The 16,797-nt window shown below is 67.0% G+C and carries 16 protein-coding genes; 11 read left to right on the forward strand and 5 right to left on the reverse strand.

Annotated elements, in window-relative coordinates; translation table 11 throughout:
- Positions 1-368 (forward strand): acyl-CoA carboxylase biotin carboxyl carrier protein subunit (locus AC6EUH_RS03330; RefSeq protein WP_499737800.1); only part of this gene is annotated, 368 nt, incomplete at its 5' end.
- Here AC6EUH_RS03330 and AC6EUH_RS03335 read toward each other — a convergent pair.
- Positions 334-1,248 carry a helix-turn-helix transcriptional regulator gene (locus tag AC6EUH_RS03335; RefSeq protein WP_499737801.1) on the reverse strand — a complete coding sequence of 305 codons (915 nt, stop codon included), beginning with the start codon at positions 1,246-1,248 and terminating at the stop codon, positions 334-336. The two genes, AC6EUH_RS03330 and AC6EUH_RS03335, sit on opposite strands and share 35 nt — an antisense overlap.
- A 190-nt stretch (positions 1,249-1,438) precedes the next feature.
- Here AC6EUH_RS03335 and AC6EUH_RS03340 point away from each other — a divergent pair, with 190 nt between their 5' ends.
- From AC6EUH_RS03340 to AC6EUH_RS03355, 4 genes are all read left to right on the forward strand, one after another.
- Positions 1,439-2,479 (forward strand): NAD(P)-dependent alcohol dehydrogenase, encoded by a 1,041-nt coding sequence (locus AC6EUH_RS03340; protein ID WP_499737802.1) that lies wholly within the window; start codon positions 1,439-1,441, stop codon positions 2,477-2,479.
- A gap of 109 nt (positions 2,480-2,588) precedes the next feature.
- The gene (locus AC6EUH_RS03345; RefSeq protein WP_082492638.1) at positions 2,589-2,978 is read left to right on the forward strand and encodes a DUF7793 family protein; all 390 of its coding nucleotides are present in this window, start codon (positions 2,589-2,591) and stop codon (positions 2,976-2,978) included.
- Between the two features lie 74 nt (positions 2,979-3,052).
- Positions 3,053-5,458, forward strand: coding sequence for an ATP-binding cassette domain-containing protein (locus AC6EUH_RS03350; protein ID WP_499737803.1), 2,406 nt, complete (start codon positions 3,053-3,055; stop codon positions 5,456-5,458).
- A 33-nt stretch (positions 5,459-5,491) separates the two neighbouring features.
- The gene (locus AC6EUH_RS03355; protein WP_056428577.1) at positions 5,492-6,118 is read left to right on the forward strand and encodes a dihydrofolate reductase family protein; all 627 of its coding nucleotides are present in this window, start codon (positions 5,492-5,494) and stop codon (positions 6,116-6,118) included.
- Between the two features lie 46 nt (positions 6,119-6,164).
- On the opposite strand, the gene AC6EUH_RS03360 is transcribed toward AC6EUH_RS03355, so the two are convergent.
- Positions 6,165-7,004, reverse strand: coding sequence for an SDR family NAD(P)-dependent oxidoreductase (locus AC6EUH_RS03360; protein ID WP_056428575.1), 840 nt, complete (start codon positions 7,002-7,004; stop codon positions 6,165-6,167).
- A 147-nt stretch (positions 7,005-7,151) separates the two neighbouring features.
- Here AC6EUH_RS03360 and AC6EUH_RS03365 point away from each other — a divergent pair, with 147 nt between their 5' ends.
- Positions 7,152-8,024, forward strand: a complete 873-nt coding sequence (locus AC6EUH_RS03365; protein ID WP_499737804.1) for a helix-turn-helix transcriptional regulator — start codon at positions 7,152-7,154, stop codon at positions 8,022-8,024.
- Positions 8,025-8,106: 82 nt separating this feature from the next.
- On the opposite strand, the gene AC6EUH_RS03370 is transcribed toward AC6EUH_RS03365, so the two are convergent.
- Positions 8,107-8,805: a TetR/AcrR family transcriptional regulator C-terminal domain-containing protein gene (locus AC6EUH_RS03370; protein ID WP_056428568.1), complete on the reverse strand. Its 699-nt coding sequence runs from the start codon at positions 8,803-8,805 to the stop codon at positions 8,107-8,109.
- Positions 8,806-9,068: 263 nt separating this feature from the next.
- Here AC6EUH_RS03370 and AC6EUH_RS03375 point away from each other — a divergent pair, with 263 nt between their 5' ends.
- The 3 genes from AC6EUH_RS03375 to AC6EUH_RS03385 all read left to right on the forward strand — a co-directional run bounded on the left by AC6EUH_RS03375 (position 9,069) and on the right by AC6EUH_RS03385 (position 11,188).
- On the forward strand, positions 9,069-9,326 hold the full coding sequence (locus tag AC6EUH_RS03375; RefSeq protein ID WP_056428565.1) for a hypothetical protein: 258 nt from the start codon (positions 9,069-9,071) through the stop codon (positions 9,324-9,326).
- 510 nt (positions 9,327-9,836) lie between these two features.
- A complete protein-coding gene (locus tag AC6EUH_RS03380) occupies positions 9,837-10,889 on the forward strand; it encodes an iron-containing redox enzyme family protein (protein ID WP_056428562.1) in 1,053 nt (350 codons plus the stop codon).
- Positions 10,890-10,933: 44 nt separating this feature from the next.
- On the forward strand, positions 10,934-11,188 hold the full coding sequence (locus AC6EUH_RS03385) for a CDGSH iron-sulfur domain-containing protein (RefSeq protein ID WP_056428558.1): 255 nt from the start codon (positions 10,934-10,936) through the stop codon (positions 11,186-11,188).
- A gap of 86 nt (positions 11,189-11,274) precedes the next feature.
- Here AC6EUH_RS03385 and AC6EUH_RS03390 read toward each other — a convergent pair whose 3' ends face one another.
- On the reverse strand, positions 11,275-11,967 hold the full coding sequence (locus tag AC6EUH_RS03390; RefSeq protein WP_499737805.1) for a TetR/AcrR family transcriptional regulator C-terminal domain-containing protein: 693 nt from the start codon (positions 11,965-11,967) through the stop codon (positions 11,275-11,277).
- A gap of 91 nt (positions 11,968-12,058) precedes the next feature.
- Between AC6EUH_RS03390 and AC6EUH_RS03395 the strand changes: the two genes are divergently transcribed.
- Positions 12,059-13,105: an NAD(P)-dependent alcohol dehydrogenase gene (locus AC6EUH_RS03395; protein ID WP_499737806.1), complete on the forward strand. Its 1,047-nt coding sequence runs from the start codon at positions 12,059-12,061 to the stop codon at positions 13,103-13,105.
- A gap of 147 nt (positions 13,106-13,252) precedes the next feature.
- Complete coding sequence (locus AC6EUH_RS03400) at positions 13,253-13,897, forward strand: class I SAM-dependent methyltransferase (RefSeq protein ID WP_056428553.1); 645 nt, start codon at positions 13,253-13,255, stop codon at positions 13,895-13,897.
- Here AC6EUH_RS03400 and AC6EUH_RS03405 read toward each other — a convergent pair.
- Positions 13,894-16,578, reverse strand: a complete 2,685-nt coding sequence (locus tag AC6EUH_RS03405) for a PEP/pyruvate-binding domain-containing protein (protein ID WP_056428551.1) — start codon at positions 16,576-16,578, stop codon at positions 13,894-13,896. The two genes, AC6EUH_RS03400 and AC6EUH_RS03405, sit on opposite strands and share 4 nt — an antisense overlap.
- Positions 16,579-16,797 lie beyond the last annotated feature (219 nt).

Below are 16,797 nucleotides of genomic sequence, written 5' to 3' on the forward strand. Positions count from 1 at the left end.
TCACCGTCGAGGTGGACGGCCGCCGGATGGCCATCGGGCTGCCCGCGGATCTCCTGGACGGCTGGGCCCGCTCCGGTGGTCCTGTCCCAGCGGGAGTCTCCGTGGACGGGGCGTCAGAAGGCGGATCCTCCGACGGCGGCTCTGCCGCCGCGGACCCGGGGGAGCTGCGCGCCGGCATGGCCGGGACCGTGGTGAAATGGCTCGTCGCACCGGGCGCCGCAGTTTCGGCGGGGGATCCCGTCGTCGTGCTGGAAGCGATGAAAATGGAAACCCAAGTCGCCGCCCACCGCGACGGGACGGTGACGGGCCTCCGCGCGGAGGCCGGCGGCGTCGTTACTGCTGGAGCGGTGCTGGCCCTGATTGGGTAGGCGCTGGCTTCTGCGCCTGGTCCGCTTCGGATTGCTGCGTCGCGGCCCAGCTGGCCAGCAGCCGCAGCCCGTCCGCGGTGGCAGAACCGGGCTCCGCGGTGTAGACGAGCAGGGACAGTCCGGCATCGGCCGGAAGATCCAGTGCCTCGTACATGAGGTGGAGGTCCCCCACCACCGGGTGCCGGAAGTGCTTGCGGCCGGTGTAGTGCAAGCGCACGTTGTGGGCCGCCCACCGGGTCCGGAACTCCTCACTGCGGGTGGACAGTTCCCCCACCAGGTCGGTCAGGCCGCGGTCGTATGGGTCGCGGCCGGCCTCGGTACGCAGGATCGCCACCGTGTCATTCGCGGCGCGCTCCCAGTCCGGGTAGAAGCCGCGGGAACGGTCGTCCAGGAAGAGGAACCGCGCAAAGTTGGCCGGCCGGACCGGGCCGCCGTACATCTCGTAGTACATGGCGCGGCCGAGCTGGTTTGCGGCGAGGACGTCCAGGCGCCCGTTGCGCACGAACGCCGGGGCGTTGGTGATCGCGTCGAGCATCAGCTGCACGCTCGCCCGGACGGGCTGGACGGCGGCGCGGCGGCGCTGCGGCTTGAGGGTGGTGCTGGCGGCCCGGGCCAGGTCGAACAGGTGCGCCCGCTCCGCCTCGTCCAGCTGCAGCGCCCGCGCGAGGGCGTCCAGGACCCCCTCGGACACTCCGGAGAGGTTTCCGCGTTCCAGCCGGGTGTAATACTCGACACTGACCCCGGCCAGCAGGGCGACCTCGCCTCGCCGCAGCCCGGGGACGCGGCGGTTGCCGCCATAGACCGGCAAACCCGCCTGCTCCGGGGTGATTTTCGCCCGCCGCGTGGCAAGGAAGTCCCGGGTTTCGCTTTGGTTGTCCATACGTCAACGGTAGAGGGTGCGGCCGCTTAAGGGAGTCCCTGCCAGTACCCCTCACAGCAGGACCTCCCTCACCGGCAGCTCAGTGGTGTTTGATGGATAGTGCCCCCCGAAGACGTCCGGGCCGAAAGACCGCACCTGACCCGTGCCGGACGCCGGGGAACCCCCAAGACCATCCACAAGCAGGAGATCCATGCTTACCGTTAACGCTTACGCCGCCACTTCCGCGACGGAACCCCTCGTCGCCACCACCATCGAGCGCCGGGATGTCGGCCCGCACGACGTCCTGATCGACATCAAGTTCGCCGGCATCTGCCATTCCGACATCCACACCGTCCGCGGTGACTGGGGCCCGCAGCAGTACCCGCTGGCACCGGGCCACGAAATCGCCGGCATCGTCACCGAAGTCGGTTCGGCCGTCACCAAGCACGCAGTCGGCGACCGCGTCGGCGTCGGCTGCATGGTCAACTCCTGCCGCGAGTGCGTCAACTGCCTGAAGGGCGAAGAGCAGTACTGCCTGGCCGGGAACACGGGCACCTACGGCGCCGTGGACCGTGACGGGACCATCACCCAGGGCGGCTACACCACCCACGTGGTGGTGACCGAGGACTTCGTCGTGCGGATCCCCGAGGGCATCGAGCTCGACGTCGCCGCGCCGCTTCTCTGCGCAGGCATCACCACCTACTCGCCGCTGCGCCACTGGGGCGCCGGACCCGGCAAGAAGGTCGCCGTCGTCGGGCTCGGCGGGCTGGGACACATGGCCGTTAAGATCGCGCACGCCATGGGCGCCGAGGTTACGGTCCTTTCGCAGTCGCTGAAGAAGCAGGAGGACGGACTGAAGCTGGGCGCGGACCACTACTACGCCACCAGCGACGAAAACACCTTCACGGACCTGGCCGGCTCCTTCGACCTGATCATCAACACCGTCAGCGCCTCGATCGACATCAGCTCCTACCTGCAGCTGCTGACCCTCGACGGCGCCCTGGTGAACGTGGGCGCCCCGGCGGAACCGCTGCCGGTGAACGCGTTCGCCCTGATCATGGGACGCCGGTCCTTCGCCGGATCCATGATCGGCGGCATCCGGGAGACCCAGGAAATGCTTGACTTCTGTGCCGAGCACCAGCTTGGCGCCGAGATCGAGGTCATCCCGGCCGAGAAGATCAACGACGCCTACGAGCGCGTGCTCGCCTCCGATGTGCGGTACCGCTTCGTGATCGACACGTCCACGCTGTAATCGCAGCGCAGGGGCCCGGCCGGTGAGAGAACCGGCCGGGCCTCTTTCGTCTGGCCGGGAGGGAACCGGCTGCAAAGCATCGTCCCTGCTCAGGCCTAGAATGAAGTTAATGATGCCTGATCGAGCTGTCGCCGCTGAAGGGAAGAATTCCTTGCGCGTGCGCGCCGGGATCATTGAATCCGTCTGGCGTCCCGGCTCGTTCGTCGACGTCGAAGACGCCAGGGACGCCATGCTGGCCGTGGAGCGGATCAGCGGCGGAATCCCGATGCCGATGCTCTCGGAAATGTCCGACGTGGAGATCACGGCGGCAGCGCGGTACGAGTTCGCGCGGACGACGGGTGTGCTCGCTATCGCCGTCCTCGGATCCAACGCCGTGGACCGGGTCATCGCGGCTGCCATGAGCCGGCACACGCATTACCCACACGCCTTCTTCACCTCCAGGAGCGCGGCCATGATCTGGCTGACGGATGTCACCTCCCTGGAGCCGCGGGGTCAATGAGCCGCTGCTAGCATGACCGTCAGGGGCATGAGCAGGCAGCCCTCCCAAGAGATGGAGACACGATGAGCATGGCCATGACATCGGAAACGCAGCCGGGTGCACAGACGGACCAGCAGCCGGCAGCACTGCACGAAGCGGACAGCCACGATCTGATCCGCGTGCAGGGCGCGCGGGAGAACAACCTCAAGGACATCAGCATTGAGATCCCGAAACGCCGCCTGACGGTGTTCACGGGCGTCTCCGGCTCGGGCAAGAGCTCGCTCGTGTTCGCCACCATCGCCGCCGAGTCGCAGCGCATGATCAACGAGACCTACAGCGCCTTTGTGCAGGGATTCATGCCCAACCTGGCGCGGCCCGATGTCGACCTCCTCGAAGGGCTGACGACGGCGATCATCGTCGACCAGGAGCGGATGGGAGCGAACCCCCGCTCCACGGTGGGCACTGCGACCGACGCCAACGCCATGCTGCGCATCCTCTTCAGCCGGCTGGGGACGCCGTACGTGGGGCCCCCCACCGCGTTCTCCTTCAACGTCCCGACGCGGAAGGCCAGCGGCGTGATGAGCACCGAAAAAGCCGGCGGCAGGGTCGAGAAAAGTGTGGTCCAGAACGCGGTTTACCTCGGCGGAATGTGTCCGCGCTGCGAGGGCATGGGCTCGGTCTCCGACTTCGACCTCACGGCGCTCTACGACGAGTCCAAGTCGCTCGGCGAGGGTGCGCTGACCGTCCCCGGCTACAGCATGGACGGCTGGTACGGCCGCATCTTCAGCGGCGCCGGCTTCGACATGGACAAGCCGATCGCGAAGTTCACCAAAAAGGAAATGCACGACCTCCTCTACAAGGAACCGACCAAGATCAAGGTCGAGGGCATCAACCTCACCTACGAGGGCCTGATCCCGAAGATCCAGAAATCGATGCTCTCCAAGGACGTCGACGCGATGCAGCCCCACATCCGGGCTTTTGTGGAGCGCGCCATCACCTTCCAGGCCTGCCCCGAGTGCGACGGCACACGGCTCAGCCCGGAGGCCAGGTCAGCGAAGATCCGCGGCAGGAACATCGCCGAGCTGTGCGAGCTGCAGATCAGCGACCTCGCCGACTGGGTCCGCGGGCTCGACGAGCCGTCGGTCGCGCCGCTCCTCAAAGGCCTGCAGCACCTGCTCGACTCCTTCGCCGAAATCGGGCTGGGCTACCTCTCGCTGGACCGTCCCGCGGGCACACTCTCCGGCGGAGAGGCGCAGCGTACCAAGATGATCCGGCACCTGGGCTCGTCCCTCACCGACATCACCTACGTCTTCGACGAACCGACGATCGGCCTGCACCCGCACGACATCCAGCGCATGAACCAGCTGCTGCTGCAGCTGCGGGACAAGGGCAACACCGTGCTCGTCGTCGAGCACAAACCGGAAACCATCGCCATCGCCGACCACGTGGTTGACCTCGGTCCCGGCGCGGGCACCGGCGGCGGCAGCGTTTGCTTCGAGGGAAGCGTGGAGGGGCTGCGGAGGAGTGACACCATCACCGGCCGCCACCTCGACGACCGGGCAAAGGTCAAGGAATCGGTGCGCACGCCGTCCGGCGCGCTCGAGGTGCGGGGGGCGTCGACGCACAACCTCAAGGACGTCGACGTCGACGTTCCGCTCGGTGTGCTGTGCGTCGTCACCGGGGTTGCGGGCTCGGGTAAGAGCTCGCTGATCCAAGGCTCGGTGGCCGGCCGCGAGGGTGTGGTGGTGATCGACCAGGGGGCCATCAAGGGCTCGCGGCGCAGCAACCCGGCAACGTACACGGGCCTGCTCGAGCCGATCCGCAAGGCGTTCGCCAAGGCGAATGGCGTCAAGCCCGCGCTGTTCAGCTCCAACTCGGAGGGGGCCTGTCCCAGCTGCAACGGCGCAGGCATCATCTTCACCGAACTGGGCGTGATGGCCACCGTCGAATCCATCTGCGAGGAGTGCGAAGGCCGGAGGTTCCAGGCGTCAGTCCTGGAATACCGGCTGGGCGGCCGCAACATCGCCGAAGTGCTGGCCATGTCGATGACCGAGGCCGAGGCGTTCTTTAGTGCCGGCGAGGCGAAGACACCGGCGGCACACAAGATCCTCGACCGGCTGGTGGATGTCGGGCTCGGCTACCTCACCCTCGGCCAGCCGCTCACCACACTGTCCGGCGGCGAGAGGCAGCGCGTCAAACTGGCCACCCAGATGGCGGAGAAGGGTGACGTCTACGTCCTCGACGAGCCCACCACCGGCCTGCACCTCGCCGACGTCCAGAACCTGCTGGGCCTCCTCGACCGCCTGGTCGAGTCCGGCAAGTCGGTCATTGTGATCGAGCACCACCAGGCGGTCATGGCGCACGCCGACTGGCTCATCGACGTGGGCCCCGGCGCCGGTCACGACGGCGGGCGGGTGGTTTTCGAGGGCACCCCGGCCGAGCTGGTCGCCGCCCGCTCCACCCTTACCGGCGAGCACCTCGCGGCCTACGTCGGCGGCTGATTCTTCCCGGTCTGATGTTTCAAAGGAGAGACCATGAAGCTGACGGTATTCGAGTTCGTGAGTGTCGACGGCGTATCGCAGGGTCCGGGTTCGCCCGAGGAAGACACCAGTGACGGGTTCACCCAGGGTGGATGGCTTGTCCCTTTCATAGACGGAGCATTCATCCGCCAGGCCGCGGCATGGCTCGGCCAGGCCGACGCGCTTCTGCTCGGGCGCCGCACCTACGACGCGTTCGCGAGGGACTGGCCGCAGATCACAGATCCGGACGATCCCTTCACCGTGCTCATGAATGGCCTGCCGAAATACGTCGCCTCGCACACTCTTACTGCGGGCAGTTGGAATCCGACCACCATCCTCTCGGGCGACGTCGCAGCGCAGGTCGCAGAACTCAAGCAGCAACCCGGGCGGGAGCTCCAGATCCACGGAAGCGCCCGGCTGGCGCAATCGCTGCTGGCCGCAGGGCTGATCGACGAGTTCCGGCTCGTGGTCGCTCCGGTCATCGTCGGTCGCGGCCGCCGCCTCTTCCCCGACGGCGGCGCGTCAGCGGGACTGCGCCTCGTCAGCAGTCAGACCACCCCCGGCGGACTTACCCTCCAGGTGTACGAACGAACCGGTCCCGCCACTTACGCGACCTACACGGGCGTTTCAGACCTGGGCTAAGTTTCTGGACGTGTCGGCGGGCTGATGAAGGGCGGGGTGGTGCGGGTTAGGCGTCGTCGAGCTGGAGGTTGGAGGACAGTTCGCGGTGCGCGTTCACCTGCTCGAGAAGAGCCGCGATTTTTTGTTCGACTCCCGCGATGACGTCGGCGCCGGCCTGCCAGCGCAGTGGCGGGGTCTCCAGGGCGGCGATGGTGACCAGGGCTGCGCCGAGCTTGGCAGGGTCTCCGCCCTGCTGGCCGTTCATGCTCTTCCACGCTGCGATGGTCCGGGTGGTGCGCTCGGCGTAGTCGTCGATGGACAGTTCGGGCCAGATGGAGGACGCGCCCTCGACCAGGAGTTCGGTGCGGAAGAAGCCGGGTTCGACGATGGTGGTGTGGATGCCGTAGGGCTGGACGTCGTACTGGAGGGATTCCATCCAGCCTTCGAGGGCGAACTTCGAGGCGGCGTACGCGGCGCAGAATTCCTGGCCGATGATGCCGGCGGCGGAGGTGATGGTGATGACGTGGCCGCTGCGCTGCTTGCGCATGACCGGCAGGATCGCGCGGGTGACGCTCAGCGGGCCGAAGAAGTTGGTCTCCATCTGCCTGCGGAACTGGTCGTCACTGATCTCCTCGAAGTAACCGGCGTAAAAGTTGCCGGCGTTGTTGACGAGAACATCAATGCGTCCAAAACGTCCGACGGCGGTCTCGGCGGCGGCAGCGGCCGCTGCGGCGTCGGTGATATCCAGCGACAGGGCGAGAAGGTTCTCGTGTTCGCCCAGCGCCGCGGTGACCTTGGCTGCGTTGCGGGCGGTGGCGACGACGCTGTGGCCGGCGTCGAGGGCGGCCTTTGCCAGGTCGACGCCCATGCCGCGGGCTGCTCCGGTGATGAACCAAACGTTGGTCATGATGATGCCTTTCTCAAGTCCTGGCCGGCCGGTTCGGGCGGCTGATGTTAAAAGTCAACAGGCCGGCGCAGGGGCCAGCGAGACCCTATCTGGAGGTTCCCTGACAGGGACCCCCTAGGGAGCGCGGGGTGCGGTACCTTCGACTTCATGGACAACCGGGACGACCTCAGCAAGTTCCTCATCTCGCGCCGCGCCAAACTCGACCTGCAGCAAGCGGGCCTGCCCGACTACGGCGGACGGCGCCGCGTTCCCGGCCTGCGACGAGAAGAAGTCGCCCTCCTGGCCGGCATGAGCTCGGAGTACTACAAACGCCTTGAACGCGGCAACGCCAAAGGAGTGTCAGAGGCAGTGATCGACGGGGTCAGTCGTGCCCTCCAGCTGGATGAGGCCGAGCACGCGCACCTCTATCAGCTCATCCGCTCAGCCAATGCCGGGACCCACCCGCAGCGCAGACGCCCGACACGCAAAACCCAGGTCAATCCGACCTTGCAGCAGACCATCGACGCCATGTCGACCGTTCCGGTGTTCGTGCAGAACGGCCGGCTCGACGCGGTCGCCACCAACCACCTCGGTCGGGCTCTCTTCTCGGAGATGTTCGACGACGCCCGGCCGCCGGTGAACGCCGCGCGCTTCGTGTTCCTCGATGCCAGGGCCCAGACGTTCTACCAGGACTGGGAATCCAACGCCAGACAGGTCGTCGCCCTCCTCAGAGTCGAAGCGGGCCGTTCCCCCTACGACCGCCAGCTCAGCGACCTCGTCGGCGAGCTCTCAACGCGCAGCGACCTCTTCCGAAAGCTTTGGGGAGCGCACGATGTCCGCGAACACCGCACCGGCGTCAAGAGCATTCACCACCCGCTCGTGGGCGACCTCGACCTGAACTACCTCGGGCTGGACCTGGCCTCCGACCGCACCCTCCAGATGCTGGTGTTCTCCGCCGAACCAGGCTCCGCGTCCCACGACGGACTGCAGCTGCTGGCTAACTGGGCGGACACGAACAGCGTCGGGTTGAAATCCACGTAAGCTCCCGGCCGGGTTGGTCCTTCGGGGCGGTCTTGAGGCGGAACAGGAGGAACATCGGCGGCGTCTTGCGAAAGGGAGCGGATTACGCTTCCGGCGAGAGTCGGGCGGCGAGGCCAGAGAGGAGGATGGTGATTCCTTCGTCCAGTTCGGCCTTCCCGTCGTAGTCGGCGAGGACGGGTGCGAGGGCCCGAAGGCGGGGGAAGTCTTTTGGCGGCAAGCGATGAAGACCCAGGCGGAGGAGGGCCTCATTTTCGTCGGGGTCGACGATGAACTCCTGCAGCTCGTTGAGGATGTGCCCGTAGAGGTAGCCGTAGTAGGCGCGGTAAACGTGCAGGGCGTCTGCGGGAGCGAACCCGGCGTCGATCAGCAGGGACAGGATCTGTTCCAGCGGCCGCAGCGTCCCCAGCGGCCGCAGGCCCAGGGGGGTGGACAGCGGGCGGGTCACGAGGAGCGGCACAACATTGGGGTGACGGAGTGCCAACTCGCGCAGATCGTGGGCAATGCGGCGCAGCTGTGCCTGCCAGTCGGGGTCATCGGGAAAGATGGCCAGTTCATTGAGGACCAGTTCGGAGACGCCGTCCAGCAGTGCTGCGCGGTTTTCCGCGTAGCGGTACAGGCCCATGGGATCCCGCCCGAGTTGCTGGCCCAACCTGCGCATGGTGAGTGCCTCGAGTCCTTCCGAGTCCACCAATTCCAGCGCCGCGGAGAGGACAATCTCCCGGCTGAGCCGCTTCTTCGTGCCGGGAGCCGCCGGCGGTACCGGATTCTCTTCGGGTGACATGATGTTCCGTTCGGGTCGGTGCTGCAGGCCGCAACGAGTCAAAAAGATGCAAGTTGCTTATTCTGTAGTCTACGCCTAGAGTCTACATTGTAGAGACGTTCAGCCGGTGTCCGCACCTGGATAACCCACGGCGACTCTTCCACCCCGGGACTGCCGTAACGCAGCCCGGGATGACGCTTCGGTGCTCCCGTGCAGGACCTTGAGGCTTTAGCTGCTGTAGCCACACGGCGGCACCAAATGCACCGCGAGGAAACGAGCCACTCATGGCAAATTCTCAGTACGACAAATTCCTGCAGGAAGCCACCACAGCTGACCCTGCGTCCGACCGCGCCCTGGGCCGGAGCCGCCTCTACGGCCTCTACACCAGCTGGTGCTTCCTTCACCAGGCCGCGCCCCAGCCTGAAGTGGCCTTCTGGGCGGCGATGAAAAAGAAGCAGATCCACCCCAAGGGGTCCGGCCTGCGCATGAAAGGCCCTGCCGCTGCGGACTACATCCTGGCCAGCTACCCGGGCCTGGTCTGACCCGGGTGAGCAGCACATCCAACACGTATGTGCCCCGTGAGGCCCACCAGCCCCGTGGCGGGCGCCCCTGGTGCTCCACCTGCCGCACGGACCGGCACCTTCTCGCCGACTCGGTCACCGACCTGAACTCAGGGCAGGAGACCCTCGCACTCGCCGTCACCTGCACCCGATGCGGAGGCTCCCGGGTTCTGGCAACCACCGCAACGCTGGCCGCTGACGTTTTGGGCAGGACCGGAAAGGGCGACACCTCCGATCCGGCGTCGGCCGCCGTCCACTGCAGGGAACCGATGTATCGGGTGGCACTAGCCAAAAATTCCGCTGCCGGACAGACCGTGCCGCCGAACGCACCAAGGGGATTCGTCCCTGCCCACGTGCTGAAGTGCCGATGCGGATTTCAGATGGATGCCCCTGCCGGCCGCCGACCCACCCTGCCGGTCGGACGACGAAAGACACGGACGCCATGACGGGCCACAGCGGACCGACCACCTCCGCCGTCGCCAAGGAGAATAAATGAACATCCCAGAACCACGGGGACCCATCAGCGCCGGAGTGTGCGCCCTCCTGACCGGAGACCCCGGCGCCGATCCGTCCGCCTTGGCCGCCTTGCACGCACTCGTCACGGAGCGCATGGCCGTGGTCGAGGATCTGATCGACGACGACGTGCAGCTCGCCTTGTTCTGCCTCTATGAGCTGCATTATGGCGGGTTGGCCGGCGTCGATGACCGCTGGGAATGGCACCCCGGGCTGATCGGAATCCGGCAACTGCTGGAGGAACCCTTCGAGGCGTGGCTTCGCTCCGAGGCCGGCGTGGTGACGGATTCCGTCCGGCGGCCGGTGTCGGGAACCCCAGGCAGCGATGCCACCGCGGCCCTCCTGTTTGACCTGGCGGCCCGTGACTGCGGGCCCAGCGTCTCCCGCCACGTGGCGAAGAAGGCGACTGCCGAACAGCTCAGCGAATTCCTGATCCACAAGTCCTTGTATCAACTCAAGGAAGCAGACCCGCATACCTGGGCCATTCCGCGCCTCACCGGCCGGGCCAAGGCCGCCCTCGTTGAAATCCAGGCCGACGAGTACGGCGGCGGTCGCCCGGAGCGCATGCACAGTGCACTGTTCGCCCGCACCATGAGGGGCCTGGGACTCAAGGACAGCTATGGCGGCTACGTCGACGTCGTACCGGCCATCACCCTGGCGTCGGTGAACATGATGTCCTTGTTTGGGTTGAACCGGAGGCTCCGCGGAGCCATCGCAGGGCATCTGGCGATGTACGAGATGACTTCCTCACGCCCCAACCAGCTGTACGGAAACGGATTCCGGCGTCTCGGTTTTGACGCGGCCGTCACCGGCTACTTCGACGAGCACGTCGAGGCGGACGCTGTCCACGAGCAGATCGCCGGAAGGGACCTTGCCGGGGGACTCGTCGAGGCGGAACCGGATCTCCTCGAGGACGTTCTCTTCGGCGCGGCGGCGGTGTCCTGCATCGACGCGCGCTTCGCCGCCCTCCTCCTGGACGCCTGGGAAAACGACCGGTCCTCGCTGCGCCCGCTTGTACCCGCCACGACATAACGACCCGGATCCTGCCCGTCCCCACGCCGAGATCGGAACCACTCATGAACGAGATCCCCCTGCATCCCGCCAACGCCTCGCTTGTCCTCTGCCCCGACGGGCCCATTCTGGTCCGCGGCGACTTCGACGTCGTGATGCCCTCCGGGGAACCCGTGCCACGGCAGCGCAAAACCGTCGCTCTCTGCAGATGCGGAGCATCCGCCATCAAGCCCTACTGCGACGGCACGCACAAAATGATCAACTTCCGCACCGAACCTCCTGACGTGCAGGGTCGCGGAACGTCCGGGCGTCCGAATTAAGGAAAGTCTCCGCGCGAATCCTGAGGACTCAAGCGCGGAGACTTCCTGGCTCTCCAAGCTGGGGGGACTGGAGAGCCGCTTCCAGCCTAGTCGCTCCAGGTGTTGCCGGCGCTCTCAGCGTGCTGCAGCGACCTCGCGAGGCCGTCGAGGACCAGGTCCAGCCCAAACTCGAACTCCGCGCCATAGTTGTAGCCAGGCTTCATCACGTGTTCGACCGTGAACTCGACAAGGTGGGGATAGTCCCCGGGGGAATACTGATCCATCATCCGCCCGGCAACCTCGGTGACGGTTTCGGGGCCGTTGACGGGCAGCGTGGCCTCCGAGAGGGCGAATCCGTAAACGTAGGCATCGATCAACGCGAAGGCGTGGGCGGTCATTTCCACCGAGAAGCCCGCCTGACGCAGAGTGCCAATGACGGCGTTGTGGTGCTTCAGCGTCGCCGGGCCGGGGCTCGTCCGCGTCTCCACGAGCCCGATCGCCCAGGGATGGCGCCGCATCGCCTCACGGGCCGAGGAGGCCCGCCGCCGCATCTCGGCGTGCCAGTCGCCGCCGATGACGGGCAGGTCGATCTCGCTGAAGACGATGTCAACAATGCCGTCAAGGACGTCATCCTTGTTGGCGACATGGTGGTAAATCGACATCGGCTTGACCTCGAGAGCGTCCGCGAGTGAGCGCATCGTCAAGGATCCAATGCCGCCGGCATCGGCCACCGCGACGGCGCCGCGCAGCACCGACTCCCGGCTGAGCCGCGGGCGGCTCGGGGACATTCCTGCAGGCATTTGCACTCCACGTTTCCTCAGGCCATAGACCATTCGTACTTAGTACGATACATTAACCGTACTTAGTACGAAACCTCTGAAAGGGCACGACATGACGAACCACATCAGCGCGATGGCGGGGGACAATTCCGGAACCACTGACGGCACGATGCGCGCCATCGTGCAGGACGGTTACGGCCCCGTCGATGTCCTTCAATCCGGCCGGGCCGCGCTGCCGCGCATCGCGGAGAACGAGGTCCTGATCCGTGTGCACGCCGCCGGCATGGACCGCGGAACGTGGCACATGATGACGGGGCGCCCCTATCTCCTGCGCGTCCTGGGATTCGGGTTCCGCAGGCCGAAGAACCCGGTGCCGGGCATCGACGTCGCCGGCACTGTCGCTGCGGTCGGTTCCGCCGTTACCCGCTTCGCAGTGGGGGACGAGGTGTACGGGATGTCCCGGGGGGCGTTCGCCGAATACGCCGCCGCGCTGGAGGACAAGCTGGCCCACAAGCCCTTGAGCCTGTCCTTCGAGCAGGCGGCGGTGGTTCCCATCTCGGCGGGCACGGCCCTCCAGGCCCTTGACGCCGGGCGGGTAGAGCGCGGGCAGAAGGTGCTGATCCTGGGTGCCTCCGGCGGCGTCGGCTCCTACGCGGTGCAGCTGGCCAAGTCCCTTGGGGCGGAGGTCACCGGCGTGAGCAGCACCGGGAAGACCGGTCTGGTGCGTTCCCTCGGGGCCGATCACGTCCTCGACTACACGCAGGATGACTTCGCCGACGGGGCGCGTCAGTTCGATCTGATCCTCGACATCGGAGGGAACCCGCCGCTGTCACGACTGCGCCGCGCCCTCACCCCCACCGGCACCGCCGTGATCGTCGGAGGCGAGGAAGGCGGCAAGTGGACAGGAGGTTTCGGCCGGAGCCTAAGGGCTCCTTTTGTGTCCCTGTTTGTGCGTCAGCGCCTTACCATGCTCGCCTCCAAGGAGCGCGCCAGCGACCTCGAACGGCTCACGCCCCTCCTCGAGGCCGGGCAGGTGACGCCAAGCGTCGAGAGGACATACCCGCTCGACGAGGTACGGGATGCCATGCGTCATCTCGACGCCGGACACGTGCGAGGCAAGATCGCCATCACCGTTTTCAGCAACGAAGGAAACTCATGATCACGCCCTAATTTTGCCATTTTGGCAACGCTGCTTGCATATTTGCCCGGCCCATCGGCACGATCGACTGTAGAAAGTGAGTTCCGGGCGGAAAGGGTACGACATGGCAGGGACGGTAGCGGCGTTGGCCGATGTGGTGGTGGCCCGATGACGCACAGCTTCGACAGGGATTACTGGGAAGGGCACTGGGAGCAGGCTCACGACGCTGCCCCGGCTGATTTGGCAGGGAGCGGCCCAAACCCCTATCTCGCCAGTGGAACCAGCGGTCTCGCCCCCGGCACCGCGCTGGATGCCGGCTGCGGGACGGGCGCAGAGGCAGCATGGCTGGCCGCGCACGGCTGGCAGGTGACCGGCGCCGACATCTCGGCCGCCGCTCTCGCGCAGGCAGCCGAGCGCGTGGCCTCGCAGCCAGGGTCCGGAAGGCTGGCCTGGGTCGAGGCAGACCTGACGATGTGGGAGCCGGGGCGCCGGTTCGACCTGGTGACCACCAACTACGCGCACCCCGCGATGCCGCAGCTGGCCTTTTACGAACGAATCGCCGATTGGGTCGCCCCCGGCGGCACCCTGTTGATCGTCGGGCATCTGCACGACGCCGCCGCGGATAGTCACGGGCATCACCCTCCCGCCGAGGCCACGGTTACCCTCGCGGACATCACCCGTGGACTCGGCTCTGACGCATGGAGCATCAACCGCGCAGAGGAGCGGACGCGCACACTCGCCGGACCCGGCGGCCTGGCCGTCACCCTGCGCGACGCCGTTGTGCAGGCCATGCGGCACCCCGACGGCGGCTAACTGGCGTGCCCTGATCCCGGCCCCTGGGTAACAGGTGGCCGCTCGGTCGTCACAGTGCCCGCGTCTCCGTCTACGGTGATCTGTTGGCCGCTGGTGAGCCGTTGGGTGGCGACTCCGGTGCCGAGCACGGCAGGGATGCCGTACTCCCGGGCCACGATGGAGCTGTGGCTCAACGGGCCGCCGACGTCGGTGACCACGGCCGAGGCCATCGCGAACAGAGAGGTCCAGGCAGGAGTGGTGATGCGGGCGACCAGGACGTCGCCCGGGACCATCGCGGCGAAATCCTGAGGTCCGCTCAGGACGCGGGCAGGAGCGCTGACCCGCCCCGAGCTGGCGCCGGCGCCTTTGATGATGTCGCCGGGCTGGTCCGGCGACCCTGCCGGCATCATTGAGCCGAAGGCCCGCTCCATCCACCGGCTCTCGGGCAGCAGTTGCGGGGCCGCGGCCTTAGCCTGGCCCCGCCACAGCATCTTGCGCTCTTCGACGGCACCGGCACGGACTGGCCTGTCCGCCCCCGTAATTGCCACGGCCGCCTGTGTGCCCGCCCCCGCGAGCCCGAACTCGACGGCGCTGCGCAGCTCCCGGTGGCGCAGCCAGAAGACGTCGGCGGGCTCGGCGATGACAGTCGAGTCGACCAGGCGTCGACCGAGCTCGAAGAGCATCCCCCGCAGCAGCGGCCACGCCAGGCCGACGTCGGCCAGGGCATCCTCGCGGATCGGGGCCGCACCTTGTGCCCACCGAAGCAGGCGGAGGAACGCGGTCCGGCGTTTCGGCCCGAGCCGCGCGATCGTTCGGCTCGTTTCATCCTCCCGGCGGGCGGCCGACAGCCGCTGGCGCTCGTGCGGGTCATTGCCGTGTCCCCGCAGGTAAAACTTGACAGTCTCCAACAGCGGCGAGGGATCGTCGGCCGGCACCGGGCTGACGAAGTCCAGGTTGTAGACCGCATGGCCGAACCGGCCGAGGTGTTCCTGGAAGCGGGGATGCCATTGCTGCCACAGGGCCGGGTCCACCCCGGCAGGCGGGAGCCCGGTCCGCTGCGACTCGGCCAGTGCCGCGGTGGGTTCAGTGAGGATCGCCTGGGCCAGCCCCGGAACTTCCCGTGCCCAGGCCGCGAGATCGTAAAGCGACTTCTCGGTCCGGATGGGTTCGCTGTCGTAGCCGAGGAGGAACGTCAGCGCGGGGGGATCCCCGTCGCGGCGCACAAACTTGTCGTAATAGGCCCGGAAGGAGATTTCGCTGGTGGCCGCGATCGGAATGATGGACTGCACGGCCGTGTAGTACACAGTACCGGCGTCCAGCAACGTCTGCACCCCGTCGAGCAGTTCCTCGCCGGAGAGCTCCCCGACGGGCTTCGCCGACCAGTCCTTGATCACCTCCTCGTAACGGGGATGCGAGAATTCCCGCCAGCCGGCCACTCCCATGTGCGCCTTGCCGCGGGCCAGCGCGCGCATCGCGGTCAGCGACTTGCCCATCACCCGCCACATTCCCGAGTTGCTGTAGTAGTAATAGGCGTAGCCGTTAATGGTGGGCAGTCCGACGTCGTCCTCGCGGATGACGTCCTTGCCGACGGCGCCGGCCATCAGTGCCCGCAGCGACCGGGACACCGAGCCGTCGATCATGTCGGCGAACAGCGGCGAGAGCGGGTCGGGCAGCTGTTCCACGATGCTCGCCCGGAAGTAGAGCCCGTGCGGATAGGGCACCGTCCACGTGTCCGGGATATCGGCGGCCGGTTCGGGCAGTGCGGTGATGGGCCGGGATTGCAGGATGAAGAACCCGCCACCGGACCGTGCCCATTCGATGTCCTGCGGCGTCCCGAAATGCGCCGCAATCCGTGTTCCGTAGCCGGCCAGCTCGGCCGCCGCCCGGTCGTCCAGTACGGGCTGGCGCCGGCGCGCCGCCGGCACCGGCTGCTCCCGCGTGCCGTGCTCCGCGTAGACAGTCATGACCTCCTTGTCAGCGGTCCGTCGCGACAGCACACTGCCCGTCCCCGCTTCGACGACGACGTCGTCCGTGGTGACCGTTCCGCTGACTACGGACTCGCCAAGGCCCCATGCGGCACTGATAGCTGTCTGGTCGCGGCGTCCGTTGGCCGGATTGGCGGTGAACATCACCCCGGCGGCCTCGGCCTCGACCATCCGCTGAACCACGACGGCGAGGCGTACCGTGTCCGGCCCGATGCCTTCACGGGCCCGGTAAGCCATGGCACGCGCCGTCCACAGGGAAGCCCAGCAATCGGTCACGGCCGCGGCAAGGGCCTCCGCCCCGCGGACGTTTAGGAAGGTTTCCTGCTGACCGGCGAAGCTGGCCGAGGCGAGATCCTCCGCCGTGGCTGAGGAGCGCACCGCTACGGCGGCATCCCCGTTGCCCAGCTTCACGTAGGCGGCGCCGAGTTCACCTGCGATTGCTGCCGGCATGGTTCCGCCGCTGAACAGGGCACGAATCCGCTTCGAGGCATCCTCGTAGTCCCGTGGCGCCGCCGTCGGTGACAGCGCAGCCAGCTCATGAATGCCGCCCTGAAGGTGATTGGCTTCCACAAAGTCGGCATAGGCAGCGGTGCTCAGCACAAACCCGGAAGGGACCGGCAGTCCGGCCTGAACGAGGCCGCCCAGGCCCACGCCCTTGCCGCCCGCCGTGGCCACGTCACCTGGTCCCGCATCCCCGAAGTTGTAGATGTAGGTCATGACCGTCCATCCCTTCTGGAGCCGGGCCGCCCTCGCCGGGCCTGATTCTCAACATACTGGCACTCCGGCAGGGTGGAGGCTATAGCTGGGCTCGGCGCCGCTGCCCGGAATCGAGGGCCTGTGACGGGAAGCTGAGGGGATTCAAACGTCCGCGAAGAAGTTGAGGGCGTCGTGGCGAGAGCCGACCCGCAGGGCGAATTGTCAGCGCAGGCCGCCTGA

It is taken from the genome of Arthrobacter sp. 001422645, from assembly GCF_059816125.1.

Coding starts and splice junctions, on each gene's coding strand:
- AC6EUH_RS03335 (WP_499737801.1), bottom strand. CDS start 1,248: ATGGACAACCAAAGCGAAACCCGGGACTTCCTTGCCACGCGGCGGGCG.
- AC6EUH_RS03340 (WP_499737802.1), top strand. CDS start 1,439: ATGCTTACCGTTAACGCTTACGCCGCCACTTCCGCGACGGAACCCCTC.
- AC6EUH_RS03345 (WP_082492638.1), top strand. CDS start 2,589: ATGATGCCTGATCGAGCTGTCGCCGCTGAAGGGAAGAATTCCTTGCGC.
- AC6EUH_RS03350 (WP_499737803.1), top strand. CDS start 3,053: ATGACATCGGAAACGCAGCCGGGTGCACAGACGGACCAGCAGCCGGCA.
- AC6EUH_RS03355 (WP_056428577.1), top strand. CDS start 5,492: ATGAAGCTGACGGTATTCGAGTTCGTGAGTGTCGACGGCGTATCGCAG.
- AC6EUH_RS03360 (WP_056428575.1), bottom strand. CDS start 7,004: ATGACCAACGTTTGGTTCATCACCGGAGCAGCCCGCGGCATGGGCGTC.
- AC6EUH_RS03365 (WP_499737804.1), top strand. CDS start 7,152: ATGGACAACCGGGACGACCTCAGCAAGTTCCTCATCTCGCGCCGCGCC.
- AC6EUH_RS03370 (WP_056428568.1), bottom strand. CDS start 8,805: ATGTCACCCGAAGAGAATCCGGTACCGCCGGCGGCTCCCGGCACGAAG.
- AC6EUH_RS03375 (WP_056428565.1), top strand. CDS start 9,069: ATGGCAAATTCTCAGTACGACAAATTCCTGCAGGAAGCCACCACAGCT.
- AC6EUH_RS03380 (WP_056428562.1), top strand. CDS start 9,837: ATGAACATCCCAGAACCACGGGGACCCATCAGCGCCGGAGTGTGCGCC.
- AC6EUH_RS03385 (WP_056428558.1), top strand. CDS start 10,934: ATGAACGAGATCCCCCTGCATCCCGCCAACGCCTCGCTTGTCCTCTGC.
- AC6EUH_RS03390 (WP_499737805.1), bottom strand. CDS start 11,967: ATGCCTGCAGGAATGTCCCCGAGCCGCCCGCGGCTCAGCCGGGAGTCG.
- AC6EUH_RS03395 (WP_499737806.1), top strand. CDS start 12,059: ATGACGAACCACATCAGCGCGATGGCGGGGGACAATTCCGGAACCACT.
- AC6EUH_RS03400 (WP_056428553.1), top strand. CDS start 13,253: ATGACGCACAGCTTCGACAGGGATTACTGGGAAGGGCACTGGGAGCAG.
- AC6EUH_RS03405 (WP_056428551.1), bottom strand. CDS start 16,578: ATGACCTACATCTACAACTTCGGGGATGCGGGACCAGGTGACGTGGCC.